The following is a 14,475-nucleotide window of genomic DNA, read 5'->3' as shown; positions in this document are numbered from 1 at the left end:
AAGCTGAGTTAAGGAGTGTCGTTGCCGAATGGCCTATGCTGACCACTCGCAAGGATCGAGTCGCACGATCTCGATCATTATCGTCGCCCTGATTCACGCTGTTCTCGGCTATGCCTTCGTCACCGGTCTTGGCATGAAATATGTCAAAAAGGCGGCGGAACAGCTGAACGTGATCGACGTGAAAGAGGAACCGCCGCCACCAGATGAGGAGCCGCCGCCGCCGCCGCCGGAGCAGCCGGTCGAACCGCCGCCGGTCGTCGCTCCCCCGCCGATCGTGCAGACGCCGGCCCCCGCGCCGCCGATTCAGACCGTGCGGACGCCTCCTCCCATCTTCAACCCGGTTCCGGTCGCGGCTCCCCCACCGCCGCCTCCGCCCGCGCCGCCTGTCGCCGCCACGCGTGCGTCGCCCAGATCGTCGCCGGGCAGCTGGCTCAGCGATGCCGACTATCCCAGCCGCGCCCAGCGCGAGGAACGGGCGGGCACCGCCGGTTTCAAACTGGAAATCGATGGCGATGGCCGTGTGACCAGCTGCACGATCACCTCTTCGACCGGACATCCCGATCTCGACGAGGCGACCTGCCGCCTGCTGCCGAAGCGTGCGCGCTTCAAGCCGGCGAAGGGAAGCGACGGTCAGCCGATGGCCGACACCTATACCGGCCGCATCACGTGGCGGCTGCCGGAATAATCCAGTGACGGGGAGGCTGGCGTCCTGCGCCGCCTTCCCTTTCTTACGATCTATTTGAGAGGGAAGTCTTGAACATGTTGATGTCTATCGCAGCGGCCGCTGCCCCAAAGGCGGCCAATCCCTACGGCCTGATGGAAGCCCTCGAGCAGGGCGGCGTCATCGCCTGGACCGTCTTCATCATCCTTTGCGCCATGTCGGTCGGCACCTTCTACATCCTGTTTACCAAGCTGATCGAACAGCAAAAGGTCATCAGCCAGGGCAAGAAGGTCCGCGCGACCTTCTGGCGCGCGCCCAGCCTGAAGGAAGGCGCGGCGAAGCTGGAGAAGAACTCCGCCTACAAGCAGATCGTCGATGACGGCATCAAGGCGCAGGAAGAACACACCAAGCTGACCGATCCGGTCGAGGCGCACGACTGGCTGCACGGCTCGCTCGCGCGGTCGGAAGCGCAGATCAATTCCAGCCTTGGCGGTGGTCTGGCCTTCCTTGCGACCGTCGGCGCGACTTCGCCGTTCATCGGTCTGTTCGGTACGGTTATCGGCATCTACCGCGCGCTCATCAAGATCGGCGCCGCCGGTCAGGCGTCGATCGACGCGGTCGCCGGTCCGGTCGGTGAGGCGCTCATCATGACCGCCCTGGGTCTGGCCGTGGCCGTTCCCGCGGTGCTGGCATACAACTTCCTGCAGCGCCGCAACAAGTCGATCGCAGAGCAGCTGAACAGCTTCACCGTCGATCTGCTGGCCTATCTGGTTTCGAACGGCGCCGTCCGTCCGTCGGTGGCGGCTGCTCCTGCGGCTTCGGCTGCCAAGCCGGCCGCTGCGCCGACCAAGGCCTGATCGCTTGAAAAGCCGGTGCGGGAACCGGCGGGCGGCTGCGACCGTCCGGTTCCCGTCCGGCCGTGGGCCTCGCCCGGCGGGGCGCCATAGAGACGCATGTTAGGATATTATCAATGGCAATGAGTGTTGGCTCCGACGGCGGTGAAGACACGCCGATGTCCGACATCAACACGACGCCGCTCGTCGACGTCATGCTGGTGTTGCTCATCATCTTCCTCATCGCGGTCCCGGTCGTCGTCCAGACGGTTCAGCTGCAGCTCCCCAAGGTGGCGTTCGAGCCGACGACGACGAAGCCGGAAAATGTTTCCCTGTCAGTCACGTCCGGTTCGGACGGCAGTTGTGCGGTATATTGGAACCTGACCCGGGTTTCCTCCGATGAACTGCTCAATCGTGCGGTCGCGAAGCTGGAAGCGGATATCAAGAAGGCGGGCGGTGTCGAAAACCTGACCCCTGAAGATCTGCCCGAAGTGCATATTCGCGGCGACATCAACGTCCCGTACCGCTGCATCGGTGGCACGATCTATACGATGCAACGCGCTGGTTTCCCGAAGGTCGGTTTCATCTCCGAACCCGAACCGGGCACGACCACGCACCGGCTGTAAAAGTTCTAGGAGTATCGCCCGATGGCTATGAGTGCCGGAAAAGACGATGGCGAGCCGATGATGGAAATGAACACGACGCCGTTGATCGACGTCATGCTCGTTCTCCTCATCATGTTCATCATCACCATCCCGATCCAGACCCACGCGGTCAAGATCGACCTGCCGCAGAACGCGCCGCCGACCGATAGCGTGATCGACCCTGTGAAGAACAAGGTCGCGATCGATCCCAGCGGTGTCATCACCTGGAATGGCTCGCCGATCGACCTGCTGACGTTGCGTCAATATCTGCAACAGTCGCTGCGTCTGCCCGTCGAGCCGGAGCTTCAGTTCCAGCCCAATGCCCAGACCCGCTATGTCGTGGTCGATGAGGTGTTGGCGGAAATCAAGCGCGCCGGCGTGACGAAGCTGGGCTTCGTCGGCAATGAGCAATATGGCAGCTTCTGATCCGTTCGGCGCGATGGGAAAGAGGTAAGTCCATTTCTCCACGCGCCGGGAGATCGATCCCGCCTGTGAGAGGGCCGCTTCGGCGGCCCTTTTTTCGTTCCGGGCTTGCTTGCGCGGACGGACGTTAACCTGTTCCTTACGATGAAGGCGCATAGCAAGGCGTGGTATGATGAAATATCGGACCATCGATGCCGAACGGCCGGCAGGGCCGGATCGGAAGGAACGCGGGGCGGTGCGGCAATCCGTGTCCATCGCCGTGAAGGTTCGCCGGCCAGGCGAAAACTGGTTCACCAGCCGGATCACCAACTTGTCGCTGACCGGCTTTCGTCTCCAAAGCTTTGCAAAGCTGAGCCCCGGCAAGGAATTATGGGTCGCCCTGCCGGGCTTCGAAGGACGCCGCGCGGTTGTCCTGTGGACGCAGGCGCATGAAGCCGGATGCGTTTTCGACAAGCCGCTGCATCCCGCCATCCTCGATCATGTCATCAAGCAGGCGCGCCACAGCCCTGTGAATTGATAGGCAGGGGATGCTGCCTGTTGCTCAGGCCGCCACGCCGTCCTGGAATTGCAGACGCGCCAGACGGGCGTAAAGGCCTCCTTCGGCCACCAGGGCGGTATGATCGCCTTGTTCGACGACCGTGCCCTGATCCAGCACCGCGATGCGATCCGCCGCGCGGACCGTCGCCAGCCGATGGGCTATGACGATGGTCGTCCGGTTCCGCATCAATCGTTCGAGCGCGTCCTTGACCAATTCCTCCGATTCGGCATCCAGCGCGGAAGTGGCCTCGTCCAGCAGCAAAATCGGCGCATCGCGCAAAAGGGCGCGAGCAATCGACACGCGCTGGCGCTGGCCGCCCGACAGGCGCGAACCGCCTTCGCCCAGATGGCTGTCCAATCCTTCAGGCAGGGCGCGCAAAAAGGATTCCGCATTGGCGGATCGCGCTGCCGCCCAGATTTCCTCGTCCGTGGCGTCCCATCGGCCATAGCGCAGATTGTCGCGGGCGGAGGCGGCAAAGATGATGCTTTCCTGCGGCACCATCGCCATCATGCCGCGCAGGTCCGCCGGATCGAGCTCCCGCAAGGGAATGCCGTTCAGGCGGATTTCGCCAGCGTCCGGATCGTAAAAGCGCAGCGCCAGCTGGATCAGGGTCGACTTGCCCGCGCCCGAGGGACCGACGACGGCCACGGTCTGGCCGGGCGCGATGTCCAGCGAGACGCCGTTGAGCGCAGCCTGACCGGGCCGGGTCGGATAGCGGAAATGCACCTTGTCGAACTCCAGCCGTGCGCCCGAGGGCAGGCGAGGAAGAGCCTTGGGCTGGGCCGGTGGCGAAATCTGGGGCACGGCGATCATCAGTTCATGCAGACGGCTGGCCGCGCCCGCGCCGCGCAGGAGATCGCCCCAGGTTTCCGACAGCGCACCGAAAGCGCCCGCCACCAGGCCGCCTGTCAGCACGAACGCGGCGATGCTGCCGCCCGAGAGCCGGCCTGCGGCGACATCGACCGCGCCCTGCCACATCACGGCCGTGATCGATCCGAAGACGAGGGCGATCACCACCGCCGTCATGAGCGCCCGCAGCAGGATGCGGCGGCGCGCGGTCGAAAAGCCGGCCTCGACAGTGCTGTCGAACCGCGCCGCCTCACGCTGTTCCTGACCGAAAGCCTGCACGATCTTCATCGCGCCGAGCACTTCGGAGGTGATGCTGCCTACATCGGCCAGCCTGTCCTGGCTGCTTCGCGACAGCTTGCGGACCCGGCGGCCCAGGCTGACCATGGCCAGGACGATCACCGGAATGCCCAGCAGCAGCAAGGCAGCGAGCTTGGGCGCCAGGGCGAACAGATAGACAAGTCCGCCGATGCCCGTGACGACATTGCGGAGCGCCACCGATACGGTGGAGCCGACGACCTGGTCGATGATCGCGGTATCCGACGTCATGCGCGACGCGATCTCGGAAGGTCGGTTCTCCTCGAAGAAACGGGGCGCCTGCCGCAGCAGATTGGCCTGGGTGGCGGATCGTATGTCCGCGACCACCCGTTCGCCCAGCCAGGCCACGAAATAATATCGCACCGCCGTGGCGATGGCCAGAACGGTGACGATCAGGAAAAGATACTGGAACCAGCGCCCGATATCGCCGCCGCCCATGAAGCCCCTGTCTATCACCAGCCGAAAGCCGGCCGGAATGGCCAGCGTCGCGGCGGAAGAAACCAGCAGGGCCAGCATCGCGCCGGCAATGCGCGCGGGGTAGCGGCGGGCAAAACTCCACACCATCCCGAGGCTGCTGAGCGGCGGGCGCTCATTGGCGCGAGGGGATGAGCGTTTTCTGTCGTCCATGATGCGCGCTTAGCAGTCCCGCCCGCCCCCCTCAATGGCGTCCGGGAGGGAAATCCGTTCATGAAGGAGGACAGGTGGAGGTGCCGTCCCGATGGGATTGGACAAGCGCGGGCATGTTTCTATGAAGAAGGCGGTCGGCCGTTCGCGCTGTCCCTCATCACGCAGGAATACGCCATGATCCGCATCGCATCCGCAACCGTCGAACGCTGGCCGGTGGCGGGAGCCTTCATCATCAGCCGGGGAGCGAAGACGGTGGTGGATGTGGTCGTCTGCACCGTCGAGGAGGATGGGCTGGTCGGGCGCGGGGAAGGCACGGCGATCTATTATGAAGGCGAGAGCGCAGAGAACTGCGCGGCGGCCCTCCGTGCCTATGACGGGCCGCTCGACCGGCATGTGTTGCTGGAAACCATGTCGCGCGGGGCGGCCCGCAATGCGCTGGACTGCGCGCTCTGGGATCTGGAGGCGAAGCGGACGGCCACGCCGGTGTGGAAGCTGGCGGGGCTGGCCCCGCCCGCGCCGCTCGTCACCGCCTTCACGATCAGCCTGAACGATCCGGATCGCATGGAGGCCGATGCCCGCGCCGCCGCCGCGCGGGGTTTTTCCCTGCTCAAATGCAAGCTGACCGGCGAGGGCGATCGCGCCCGGATCGCCGCCGTCCGAAGCGGAGCCCCCTCCGCGCGCCTGATCGTGGACGCCAATGAAAGCTGGCACAGGCTCGACATCGCGGTCGAAGCGCGGGCCTTGGCCGAACTGGGCGTGGAGCTGGTGGAGCAACCCGTGCTGCATGGGCAGGAAAGCCGGCTGTCAGGCGTCCATGCGCCCCTGCCGCTCTGCGCCGACGAAAGCTGTCACACCAGAGCCGACCTCGACCGGCTCGGCGATTTCGACGCGGTCAACATCAAGCTGGACAAGGCGGGCGGGCTGACCGAAGCGTTGGCGCTGGCCACCGAAGCGCGCGCGCGCGGTTTCCGGATCATGGTGGGCTGCATGCTCGGCACGTCGCTCGGGATCGCGCCCGCCACGCTGGTGGCGCAGGGGGCGGATTGGGTCGACCTGGACGGCGCGCTGCTGCTGGCGGAGGATCGGGAAGGGGGCCTTGCCGTCAAGGATGGCCTGCTGCATCCCGGCACGCTGTGGGGGACCGGTCAGTAGCCCAGCGTCAGTCCGACCGCATAATATTTGGGACCGACATTGCCCTTGACCCTCAGCTTGGGAAGCAGCGGCATGGCCAGCGTCGCATAGGGGCGGGTATGGGCACTGCTGAAGCGCGCGCCGATGCCGATGGTGGCCGATGCGGGGAGCGTATAGGCTGCCTCCACCCGGCCATAGAGCCGTTCGTCGCCATTGCGCAGATAGACGCCCGCCCCCGGCGTCAGGGTGAAACCGCCGATACCCATGGCATAGCCGGCGCCGATTTCCGCCCCCCAATGGCCGTCCGCGCGCCCGTAATTCACTTCCGCGCCCAGCCCGTCGGCATGGGCGGCAGGCGTCAGGGCGGCGATGGTGAGGGCCGCCGCGCCCGTCAGGATTTTCGCGAAGTTCATTTCAGGCTCCCGCATCTGATGCATGCGCAGAGCCCTAGATTTGGCCGCTGTTTCCGCGCAACGCCTTGGGGACAGGGCGAGTCCGGTTCGCGGCAGGCCGAATCCGCGGGATCAGGTCCGGTCGTCGACGCGCATTACCGGCTGGACGTCGGGATAGGGCATGATGGCCGTGCCGTCCGGCGCGGCAGTGAAGCTGGTCTGGGTGGGATAGGCGAACTCGATCCCCTCCGCATTGAACCGCTTCCAGATGGCGAGGCCGACCCTGTGCCGCGACTGGAAGTAATCGTGCCTGTCCGGGTCGGGCACGTCGAAATTCAGCTCGAAATCCAGCGAACTCGCGCCAAAGCTGACGAGTCCGGCATTGACGAAGAGATGGCCTTCCTTTTCGACGATCTCCTTCAGCATGCCGGGAATCGCATCGGCCTTCTCCTCCGGCGTTTGATAGATGACGCCGATGGCGAAGCTGACGCGCCGCTGCGTCAGCCTTTGCAGGCTGGTGATTTCCTTCTGGAGCAGATTGGCGTTGGAAATGACCTTCTTCTCGCCCGTCACCGCGCGCAGCCGCGTGCTTTTGAGGCCGATGCGATCCACCCGGGCGGTGGTCTGGTCATAGGTGATGATCTCGCCCCGGCGGAAAGGCTTGTCGAAGATGATGGAAAGCGCGGCGAACAGATCGGAAAATATGCCCTGCGCGGCGAGGCCGATGGCGATGCCGCCGATGCCGAGACCCGCGACCAGCCCGGTTACGTTGACGCCCAGATTGTCAAGCACGACCACGCTCGCGATGGCGAACAGGGTCACCGTGACCAGCACCCGGATCAGCGCCATGGCATTGCTGAGCGTATCGGCGTGGCCGTCTTCCGAAGCCTTGCGTTCGATCAGGCCCAGAATGACCTCGCGCAGCCAGATGGCGGCCTGGAATACGGCGGCGATGGTGAAGAGGAAGACGATCGTCTTGTAAAGCGCGGCGGGCGGGTCGGCGTAACCGGCCACCAGCCGCGCCGACACCATCACCATGAAAAACTGGGTCGTCCGGGCGAAGGCGCGGCCCAACACGTTGGACAGGCCCAGATGATCGCCGGACTTGCCCTTGATCCGCGTGCCGAAGGATCGCAACGCGGCCAGCAGCAGGTAGATAATGACGGCCGCGCCCACCGCGATCAGGATCTGGATCGCATGATCGGAAATCCAGTTGGTCAGCAGATCCCAGTCCCGGCGCAGGTTCAGCGGCCGGCCGTCCAGCCCGGTGATGGTTGCATCCGTCTTGTCCGCCATGCCTGTCCCTTGTTCTCCGATGGAAGGATCAAGCGGCCGCAGGCAGCTTCTCCTCCTCCTCCGTCCGCATATCCAACAGCGCGATCAGTCCGCGCTCATGCCGGGAGAGATAGCGTGTCCGGCGCGGCAAGCGAAGCCCCTCTCGCCACGTTTCCTGCCCATTTCTGCACAGATCGACCAGTGCCGGATGGATATAGCTTTTCCGGCTGATGGCGGGCGTATTGCCCAGCGCTTCGGCGACCGGCGCGATCATCTGCTTGAGCGACACCGGCCCTTCGCACAGCGCGGCGAAGGCGATGGTGGAGGCGCCCCATGTGCGGAAATGCTTGGCGGTGAAGGCGCCGCCCATCGTTTCGGCGATATAGGCGTTGACGTCGCTGGAGGTGATCGGCCGGGCCTCGCCCGCTTCATCGACATATTGGAACAGATGCTGGCCCGGCAGGTCGTGCAGCTTGCGCACGAAGCGTGCCAGCCTCCGGTCCGTGACCGTCATCTCCCGGAGCAGGCCCGATTTGGAGCGGTAGCGCAGCCGCAGCGAATGGCCCGCCATGTCCACATGGCGCCGGCGCAGGGTGGTCGCGCCGAAGCTCTTGTTGGTGGTGGCGTAATGCTCGTTTCCGATGCGCAGCTTGGCGAGGTCGAGCAGGCGCACGACCGCCGCGATGGTCCTTTCCTTGCGCAGTCCCCGGCCGGAAAGATCGGCGTCCAGCCGGGCGCGCAATCGGGGCAGGGCCAGGCCGAAGGCAAGGCATCCGGCATATTTCTCCGCTTCGCGCTCCGCCCGGAAATCGGGATGATAGCGATATTGCTTGCGGCCGCGGGCATCCTGTCCGGTCGCCTGGATATGGCCGTTGGGCGAGGGGCAGAACCAGCAATCGGCATAGGCTGGCGGCATGGCGATGGCGTTCAGCCGGTCGATCTCGTCCCGGTCGGCGATGCGGATCCCGTCCGCATCATAATAGGCCCAGCCCCGCTTGAGCCTGCGTCGCGTGATGCCCGGCTGGCTGTCGTCGGAATGGATGATGGCTTGTCCGGGCATGGAACGGGATGGCTTTCCTTCTCATCCCCTCAAACCCGCCGTTCATCGCTTCGTTCCGCAACGGACGGGCGAGGGGCTCGTTGTGGTTCCATCCCCCTCCGGAAAGGATCGACCCATGCCCGCCATAGACCAGACCCGCATCCTCATCATCGCAACGGACGGCTTCGAGCAATCGGAACTGTTCGACCCGCGCGACCGGCTTATCGAGGCGGGCGCCGCCGTGAAGCTGGCCTCGCCCGAAAAGAAGCCCATACAGGGCATGGTCCATGATGAAAAAGGCGATACCATCACGCCCGACCTGACACTCGATGAAGTCAGGATAGAGGATCATGACGGCCTTATCCTGCCCGGCGGCGTCGCCAATCCCGATACGCTGCGCACCAACGGCAAGGCCGTCGAACTGGTCCGCGCCTTCGTCCAGTCGGGCAAGCCGGTCGCGGCCATATGCCATGGCCCCTGGCTGCTGGTGGAGGCGGATGTGGTATCCGGCCGGACGGTGACCTCCTGGCCTTCGGTCCGCACCGACCTTGCCAATGCCGGGGCGCAGGTGGTGGATCATGAAGTGGTGATCGACGGCAATCTCATCAGCAGCCGCAAGCCGGAGGACATCCCGGCCTTTGTCGCGGCATTCAGAAAGGCCGTGACGGAAGGCGCGGGAGCGACAGCCTGAAGCCGCTTGCCTGACCGTCCAATCGCCAATGATGGGGATGGCGGCGCATCACCGACAGATGCGCGAGCGCGACGGTGCCCGCGACCGTTGCGAAGGGAACGCAGAGCGGCCCCGTCATCGGCCACAAGAGCGCGGCAAGCGCCGCCGCGCCTCCGCCAGCCAGTGCGACGGCGAAGGCGCGGACATCTCCGTCCGGCCCGCGCAGCCAGAAAAGGCAGGCGCTCATGCCCGTGACGAACAGAAGGGGCAGGCGAAGCATGTCCATGTCCAGGATCGGGCCCGACAGGAGCATGAGGGCAAGGAACAGGCCGAGTTGCCTGCGCGAAAAACGAGGCAGCAGCCAGACGCAAGCCGGATAGAGAAGCAACTCGCCCAGCAGTGCCGCGAACAGGATCGCGGCCGAAACGCCTGGCTCATGGGGAAGGGCGATCAGCCCGGCTATGGCGAGCGCGGCCCACGCGGCCAGTCTTTGTGGCGCCATCCGGATATGGCTGATCCAGCCCCGCCACCCCGGCCGCAACGCAAAGCGGCGATCCGCGAGCCGAAGCTGGAATGCGCCCATGATGAAAAGCGCCTCGACGCCCCAGTGCATGACCTGCGCGCCGACCCAGGGCGCTGCCAGCACGAGGCCGAGGAGCAGGCCATGAACCATGCCCAGCGCGCGCAGCTCGCCTTTCATGCGGCGTGCCCCGTGGCGAGGACCGGCCGCGCGATCATCGGACGGCGGGCGGCATCGCGGCGCTTGCGGGTCAGATAGGTATCGAGGCCGATCTGCAAGGCCAGCATCATGAAGATGAACGGCTGATAGGCGATGCCGACGAACAGCGATCCGATCATGTAGACGACATGCCCCTGTTGCAGGGCCAGCGCGAGCGGCGCGATCCATGCCTCGCCCGTCCCTTCGCGGCCGCGAAAGGCGCGCCGGATCATCTCGGTACGGACGAACGTCACGATATGGATCAACGCCCAGATGAAGAAGCCGAAATAGCCCTGCTCGCCCAGCAATTCGAAATAGGCGCTGTGATAGGCGCGGCCCCGGTCGGTGACGATGCGCGTCTCGACGCGGCTTCCACCGCTGTCGGAAACGATGCCCCGGGACACATAGGTGAAGCTGTTCTGAAGATAATTTTCGAAACCGCCGCCGCCCGGATGCTCCTTCACATAGTCGATCGTCCATTTCCATACGGCGATCCGCGTCGCTGCGCTTTCGTCGCTCTGGTGGTTCTCGATCGTCGACATGCGCTGCGTGAAGCTGTCGGGCAGGAACGGAATGGAGGCCAGCGCGGCGACCAGCATCAACGGACCATAGATGAATTTCCGTTTCGACCGCATCAGCATCATCCCCGCGAGGGCGGCGATGCAGATGAGGCCCGTGCGCGCTTCCGTGCCGACCGGCATCAGCAGGCAGGCGAAGCAAAGCGCATAGGCGAAACCCTTCACCCGCCAGTCGGACGGAAACACGGTGCCATGCCGCGAAAGCCAAAGGATGACGGGGATCAGCGATATGGCGACGCAGGAAATGATGCTGCCTTCATACAGGCCGCTATTATTGTCGACCATCAGGTTCAGCACGCCATAGCCGCCGCCCGACAGCGCCGTCTTCATGCCGCCATTGATGATGATCGCGCTGGCGCACAGCACCATGAACAGCGCCAGCGCCTCGATCCGAAGCTTCGTGCGGAGCGTCACCGGCAGGAATATCGCGAAGATCAGCGCCTTCCAGACCCATGACCATTTATGCGCCGCTTCTATCGGGAAATCCGCCGTCGCGGTCGTATAGGCGCACCAGCCAAGCAGGATCAGCAGCAGCACCTGCCGGAAGGAGAATCGGCAATCCTTCTTGTCGTCCGTCAGCAGCCACGCCCCCGTCGCGAGGAGGAAGGCGATGGCTGAAATGGGGATGCTGTTCAGCAGGAAATAGCTGAGCCGCTGGGGCGAAACGATGTCGATATAGGCATAGACCGCGACCAGCAGGAATGGCCGCCGGAAACCCAGCAGGAAGAAAAGCCCCAGAAAGCCAAGGAAGAAAAGATCACGCATCCCGCGGCGGGCCTTCCGTTTCGGGATCGCGGTCCAGGTCGGGACGCGACAACAGCCGGAAAGCCGCGAGCATGATCGCGCCGTGGCTGATCAGCAGGGTCAGGGCATCGATCATAATTCGCTGGAGGCTCCGCTACGCACGGGTCCCTCCTAACGCGACAGAGTTGACGGGCCGTTAAACAATTTCTGCCAGACATGGCATCCATGACGACACGTATCCTCCATGTGCTCGACCACAGCCTGCCCATGCAGAGCGGCTACACCTTCCGCACACGCGCCATTTTACGGGCGCAGGCGGCGAAGGGATGGGATGTGCGGGGAATCACCGGCCACCGCCACACGGCGCCGGGGCCGCAGGAACAGGTCGTGGACGGGCTGCGCTTTCATCGCACGCCCGGCGAGCCTTCGACCGGCAACCCCCTGCTGCGCGAATGGCGGGATATTTCCGCCCATGCCGATGCGATCGAATCGCTGGTGCGGCATTGGCATCCCGACATCATCCATGCCCATTCCCCGGTGCTCAACGCCATCGCCGCCCAGCGAATCGCGCGGCGGCACGGCATTCCCCTCGTTTATGAGATTCGCGCCTTTTGGGAGGACGCGGCGGTCGGCAACGGCACGGGCACGGAAGGCAGCCCCCGCTATTGGCTGACGCGCCAGCTCGAAACCCATGCCGTGCGGAGCGCCGATGCGGTCGCCGTGATCTGCGAAGGGCTACGATCGGACCTGGTCGCGCGGGGGATCGACGCCGGAAAGATCATCGTGTCGCCCAACGGCGTCGACATGGAGCAGTTCGGGGAGCCCGTGGCCCGCGATCCTGTCCTCACCGCGAAGCTGGGCCTCGAAGGCGCGGATGTGGTCGGTTTCATCGGCAGCTTCTATGATTATGAAGGGCTGGACGACCTGATCGCGGCCATGCCCCGCCTCGTGCGGGCGCGGCCGAGCGCAAAGCTGCTGCTCGTGGGGGGAGGGCCTTGCGAACAGGCGCTGCGCGACCGGGCGACGGCATCGCCCTTCGCCGATCATATCGTCTTCGTGGGCCGCGTGCCGCACAGCCGGGTCGAGGATTATTACGCGCAGGTCGACATTCTCGCCTATCCGCGCAAGGCGATGCGCCTCACTGACCTTGTGACGCCGCTCAAGCCGCTGGAGGCGATGGCGCAAGGCAGGCTGGTGGCCGCGTCCAGCGTCGGCGGTCATCGTGAACTGATCGAGCATGGCGTCACCGGCACCCTGTTCGCGCCTGATGATCCGGCCGCGCTCGCCGCCGCGCTCGCGGGCATGTTCGCCGACCGGCAATTCTGGGACGAGCGGCGGGCGGCCGCGCGCGCCTTTGTCGAGCGGGAACGCAACTGGGCGTCGAATATCCTGCGCTACGAACCCGTTTATCAGCGCCTGCTGGCCGCCGCGCCCGATGCGCGTGCGGCGGCGTGACCGGAGGCGGCTGAACGATGGCTCGGCGCGGGAAGCGGAACAATGCCGTGGCGCTGGCGGCGCTGGGCGCTGCCGGGGCGGCGCTTGCCATGCTGTCGATGCCGGTCGGGCTGGTGGAAACGCTGATCGCGTCCACCGGCGTTTCGGAAATCCTGCCGGCTGCCGCGCCTCCCTTGGGCATGACGGCCCGGTTGGCGCTGGCGCTGTTCGCGGCGCTCATGGCGATGGGAATCATAGGGGCTATGCGTCGGGAAGGTCGCTTTCTGGCCCTGGAACAGGAAGGACGCGCCGATCGCGTCCGAGGAGCAGGTAAAATGGGTTTTGCATTGTCCAGATTGACGGCTTTCGCGCGGAGGAGGGGACATCCTTCGGACCGCTTCGGCGAGCCTGTGCTGCGTCGCGCCGACGCGCATCCCGACGCGCCGGCACGCGCGCCGATCTTTGCCAGCCGCGATTTCGACGGTCTCGACATTTTCGGGCGGAACAAGGCATCCGGACAGGCTGAAGGGCAGGAAGTCGAGGCTGTGGCGCAGGAGGCCATGTCTCTCGGCCTGACATTGCCGAACGCGCCCCACCCGCTGTCGGAGGAGGAATTGCTTGAATCGGCGGGCGGCATGCCGCTTTCCGGCGCGGCCCTCCCGGAAGAAACGGATATTTCCGAAGCGCCGGCCGAAGAAGCCGCCCATCCCGAAGCGCGGGAAGAAGCGGCCTCCTGTCCGATGGGAAGGCCGTCCATCTCTTCCACGGAACGTCAATCCATCGCGGAACTGACGGCCCGGCTGGAACGGGGCCTTGCGGAGCGAGCTCGTGCCAAGGGGGCGGCCGGGCCGCCCTCGGTCATCGCGGATATGCCGGTCGCTGCCGCCGTGCCCGTGCGCGAGGCCGTGGTGGAGGATATCGATGTGGCGTTGCGCGACGCGCTTGGAACATTGCGGACGATGGCGGGGCGGGCGCGCTAACGGCCCGCCGCCGTTCACCAATCCTCGATCGTCAGCGCCGAAAGCTCGATTTCGACGCCTTTCTCCGTCACGCGCCGGTCGTCTATGGCGATGTCGGCGACGAAATGACGGTTGAGTTGCCATTGCGCCTCTTCAATGCCGTCCACGAAACGGGCGGCCCTCCACGACGCGTCCGCGCCCTCGAGCGCCAGGACGATGACATGCCGCCTCCCCTGGAACAGCGCGCTCGCCCATGGGCGGCTGGTCGCGCGCAAGGCGGCGACATTCCCCCCGGCGCGTTCCAGCAGTTGCGCCAGAAGGCGCGGCAGGGGATCGTGCGCGCGATTTCCATTTACTCGATTTCGGACCAAATTCCGCACCGCGATGCTTGTCATATGTCCGCGCTCCTGCGATATGTGTTCATGAAATGTTCTATTCTTCGCGTTACCCGTCGGCCCGGTTCGCGGCCTCTGCGCAGATCGAATACCAACCGCGGATCGCGCGCGCATTCGCGTCCGAAACGGGTGGGCGGAATATCATGTTCGCGCAGGAAATTTTCGATGGCGCGCAGGATCATCGGCATCAGTCTCCTCCTCCGGCCCGACTCGCCCCTCGCAAGTCGGTAGGTATATTCCTATCTCATTC

Annotated in this window: 18 protein-coding genes; 9 read left to right on the top strand and 9 right to left on the bottom strand. The window is 65.1% G+C overall.

Features of this window, described 5'->3' with window-relative positions; all coding sequences use genetic code 11:
• Positions 1-28: 28 nt before the first annotated feature.
• The 5 genes from SCLO_RS09685 to SCLO_RS09665 all read left to right on the top strand — a co-directional run bounded on the left by SCLO_RS09685 (position 29) and on the right by SCLO_RS09665 (position 3,078).
• Positions 29-685: an energy transducer TonB gene (locus tag SCLO_RS09685; protein WP_096362118.1), complete on the top strand. Its 657-nt coding sequence runs from the start codon at positions 29-31 to the stop codon at positions 683-685.
• 80 nt (positions 686-765) lie between these two features.
• Positions 766-1,518, top strand: coding sequence for a MotA/TolQ/ExbB proton channel family protein (locus tag SCLO_RS09680; RefSeq protein ID WP_407695303.1), 753 nt, complete (start codon positions 766-768; stop codon positions 1,516-1,518).
• Between the two features lie 113 nt (positions 1,519-1,631).
• Complete coding sequence (locus tag SCLO_RS09675) at positions 1,632-2,120, top strand: ExbD/TolR family protein (RefSeq protein WP_066515129.1); 489 nt, start codon at positions 1,632-1,634, stop codon at positions 2,118-2,120.
• Between the two features lie 21 nt (positions 2,121-2,141).
• Positions 2,142-2,564, top strand: coding sequence for an ExbD/TolR family protein (locus tag SCLO_RS09670; protein ID WP_066515127.1), 423 nt, complete (start codon positions 2,142-2,144; stop codon positions 2,562-2,564).
• A 169-nt stretch (positions 2,565-2,733) separates the two neighbouring features.
• On the top strand, positions 2,734-3,078 hold the full coding sequence (locus tag SCLO_RS09665; protein ID WP_096362215.1) for a PilZ domain-containing protein: 345 nt from the start codon (positions 2,734-2,736) through the stop codon (positions 3,076-3,078).
• Positions 3,079-3,102: 24 nt separating this feature from the next.
• On the opposite strand, the gene SCLO_RS09660 is transcribed toward SCLO_RS09665, so the two are convergent.
• Positions 3,103-4,890, bottom strand: coding sequence for an ABC transporter transmembrane domain-containing protein (locus tag SCLO_RS09660; RefSeq protein WP_066515126.1), 1,788 nt, complete (start codon positions 4,888-4,890; stop codon positions 3,103-3,105).
• Between the two features lie 174 nt (positions 4,891-5,064).
• On the opposite strand from SCLO_RS09660, the gene dgcA reads away from it, so the two are divergent.
• Positions 5,065-6,042: an N-acetyl-D-Glu racemase DgcA gene (gene dgcA / locus SCLO_RS09655; RefSeq protein ID WP_066515208.1), complete on the top strand. Its 978-nt coding sequence runs from the start codon at positions 5,065-5,067 to the stop codon at positions 6,040-6,042.
• On the opposite strand, the gene SCLO_RS09650 is transcribed toward dgcA, so the two are convergent.
• The 3 genes from SCLO_RS09650 to SCLO_RS09640 all read right to left on the bottom strand — a co-directional run bounded on the left by SCLO_RS09650 (position 6,036) and on the right by SCLO_RS09640 (position 8,748).
• A complete protein-coding gene (locus SCLO_RS09650; RefSeq protein ID WP_066515205.1) occupies positions 6,036-6,434 on the bottom strand; it encodes a hypothetical protein in 399 nt (132 codons plus the stop codon). The two genes, dgcA and SCLO_RS09650, sit on opposite strands and share 7 nt — an antisense overlap.
• A 111-nt stretch (positions 6,435-6,545) precedes the next feature.
• Complete coding sequence (locus SCLO_RS09645; RefSeq protein ID WP_066515119.1) at positions 6,546-7,709, bottom strand: mechanosensitive ion channel family protein; 1,164 nt, start codon at positions 7,707-7,709, stop codon at positions 6,546-6,548.
• 28 nt (positions 7,710-7,737) lie between these two features.
• Positions 7,738-8,748: a DNA topoisomerase IB gene (locus SCLO_RS09640; RefSeq protein ID WP_066515117.1), complete on the bottom strand. Its 1,011-nt coding sequence runs from the start codon at positions 8,746-8,748 to the stop codon at positions 7,738-7,740.
• A 115-nt stretch (positions 8,749-8,863) separates the two neighbouring features.
• Here SCLO_RS09640 and SCLO_RS09635 point away from each other — a divergent pair, with 115 nt between their 5' ends.
• Entirely contained in the window at positions 8,864-9,418 is a 555-nt protein-coding gene (locus SCLO_RS09635) for a type 1 glutamine amidotransferase domain-containing protein (protein ID WP_066515112.1), read from the top strand.
• Here SCLO_RS09635 and SCLO_RS09630 read toward each other — a convergent pair.
• Genes SCLO_RS09630 through SCLO_RS24185 form a run of 3 tightly spaced genes read right to left on the bottom strand, consistent with a single transcriptional unit; the run spans position 9,378 to position 11,573 of the window.
• A complete protein-coding gene (locus SCLO_RS09630) occupies positions 9,378-10,097 on the bottom strand; it encodes a hypothetical protein (RefSeq protein WP_066515110.1) in 720 nt (239 codons plus the stop codon). The two genes, SCLO_RS09635 and SCLO_RS09630, sit on opposite strands and share 41 nt — an antisense overlap.
• The gene (locus SCLO_RS09625; protein ID WP_066515107.1) at positions 10,094-11,458 is read right to left on the bottom strand and encodes a putative O-glycosylation ligase, exosortase A system-associated; all 1,365 of its coding nucleotides are present in this window, start codon (positions 11,456-11,458) and stop codon (positions 10,094-10,096) included. Before SCLO_RS09625 ends, SCLO_RS09630 begins: the two co-directional genes overlap by 4 nt.
• Positions 11,451-11,573: a hypothetical protein gene (locus SCLO_RS24185; RefSeq protein ID WP_255210213.1), complete on the bottom strand. Its 123-nt coding sequence runs from the start codon at positions 11,571-11,573 to the stop codon at positions 11,451-11,453. The genes SCLO_RS09625 and SCLO_RS24185 overlap by 8 nt, the downstream gene beginning before the upstream one ends.
• 80 nt (positions 11,574-11,653) lie before the next feature.
• On the opposite strand from SCLO_RS24185, the gene SCLO_RS09620 reads away from it, so the two are divergent.
• Positions 11,654-12,892 carry a TIGR04063 family PEP-CTERM/XrtA system glycosyltransferase gene (locus tag SCLO_RS09620; protein ID WP_083948991.1) on the top strand — a complete coding sequence of 413 codons (1,239 nt, stop codon included), beginning with the start codon at positions 11,654-11,656 and terminating at the stop codon, positions 12,890-12,892.
• 17 nt (positions 12,893-12,909) lie between these two features.
• Entirely contained in the window at positions 12,910-13,851 is a 942-nt protein-coding gene (locus tag SCLO_RS09615) for a hypothetical protein (RefSeq protein ID WP_231923207.1), read from the top strand.
• Between the two features lie 14 nt (positions 13,852-13,865).
• On the opposite strand, the gene SCLO_RS09610 is transcribed toward SCLO_RS09615, so the two are convergent.
• Both SCLO_RS09610 and SCLO_RS09605 read right to left on the bottom strand, forming a co-directional pair.
• On the bottom strand, positions 13,866-14,225 hold the full coding sequence (locus tag SCLO_RS09610) for a hypothetical protein (protein WP_066515103.1): 360 nt from the start codon (positions 14,223-14,225) through the stop codon (positions 13,866-13,868).
• Positions 14,222-14,407, bottom strand: coding sequence for a hypothetical protein (locus SCLO_RS09605; RefSeq protein WP_066515199.1), 186 nt, complete (start codon positions 14,405-14,407; stop codon positions 14,222-14,224). Before SCLO_RS09605 ends, SCLO_RS09610 begins: the two co-directional genes overlap by 4 nt.
• Positions 14,408-14,475: the final 68 nt, after the last annotated feature.

The sequence above is a fragment of the Sphingobium cloacae genome (assembly GCF_002355855.1).
GTDB lineage: Bacteria > Pseudomonadota > Alphaproteobacteria > Sphingomonadales > Sphingomonadaceae > Sphingobium > Sphingobium cloacae.
This window is presented reverse-complemented; position numbering and strand designations above follow the sequence as displayed.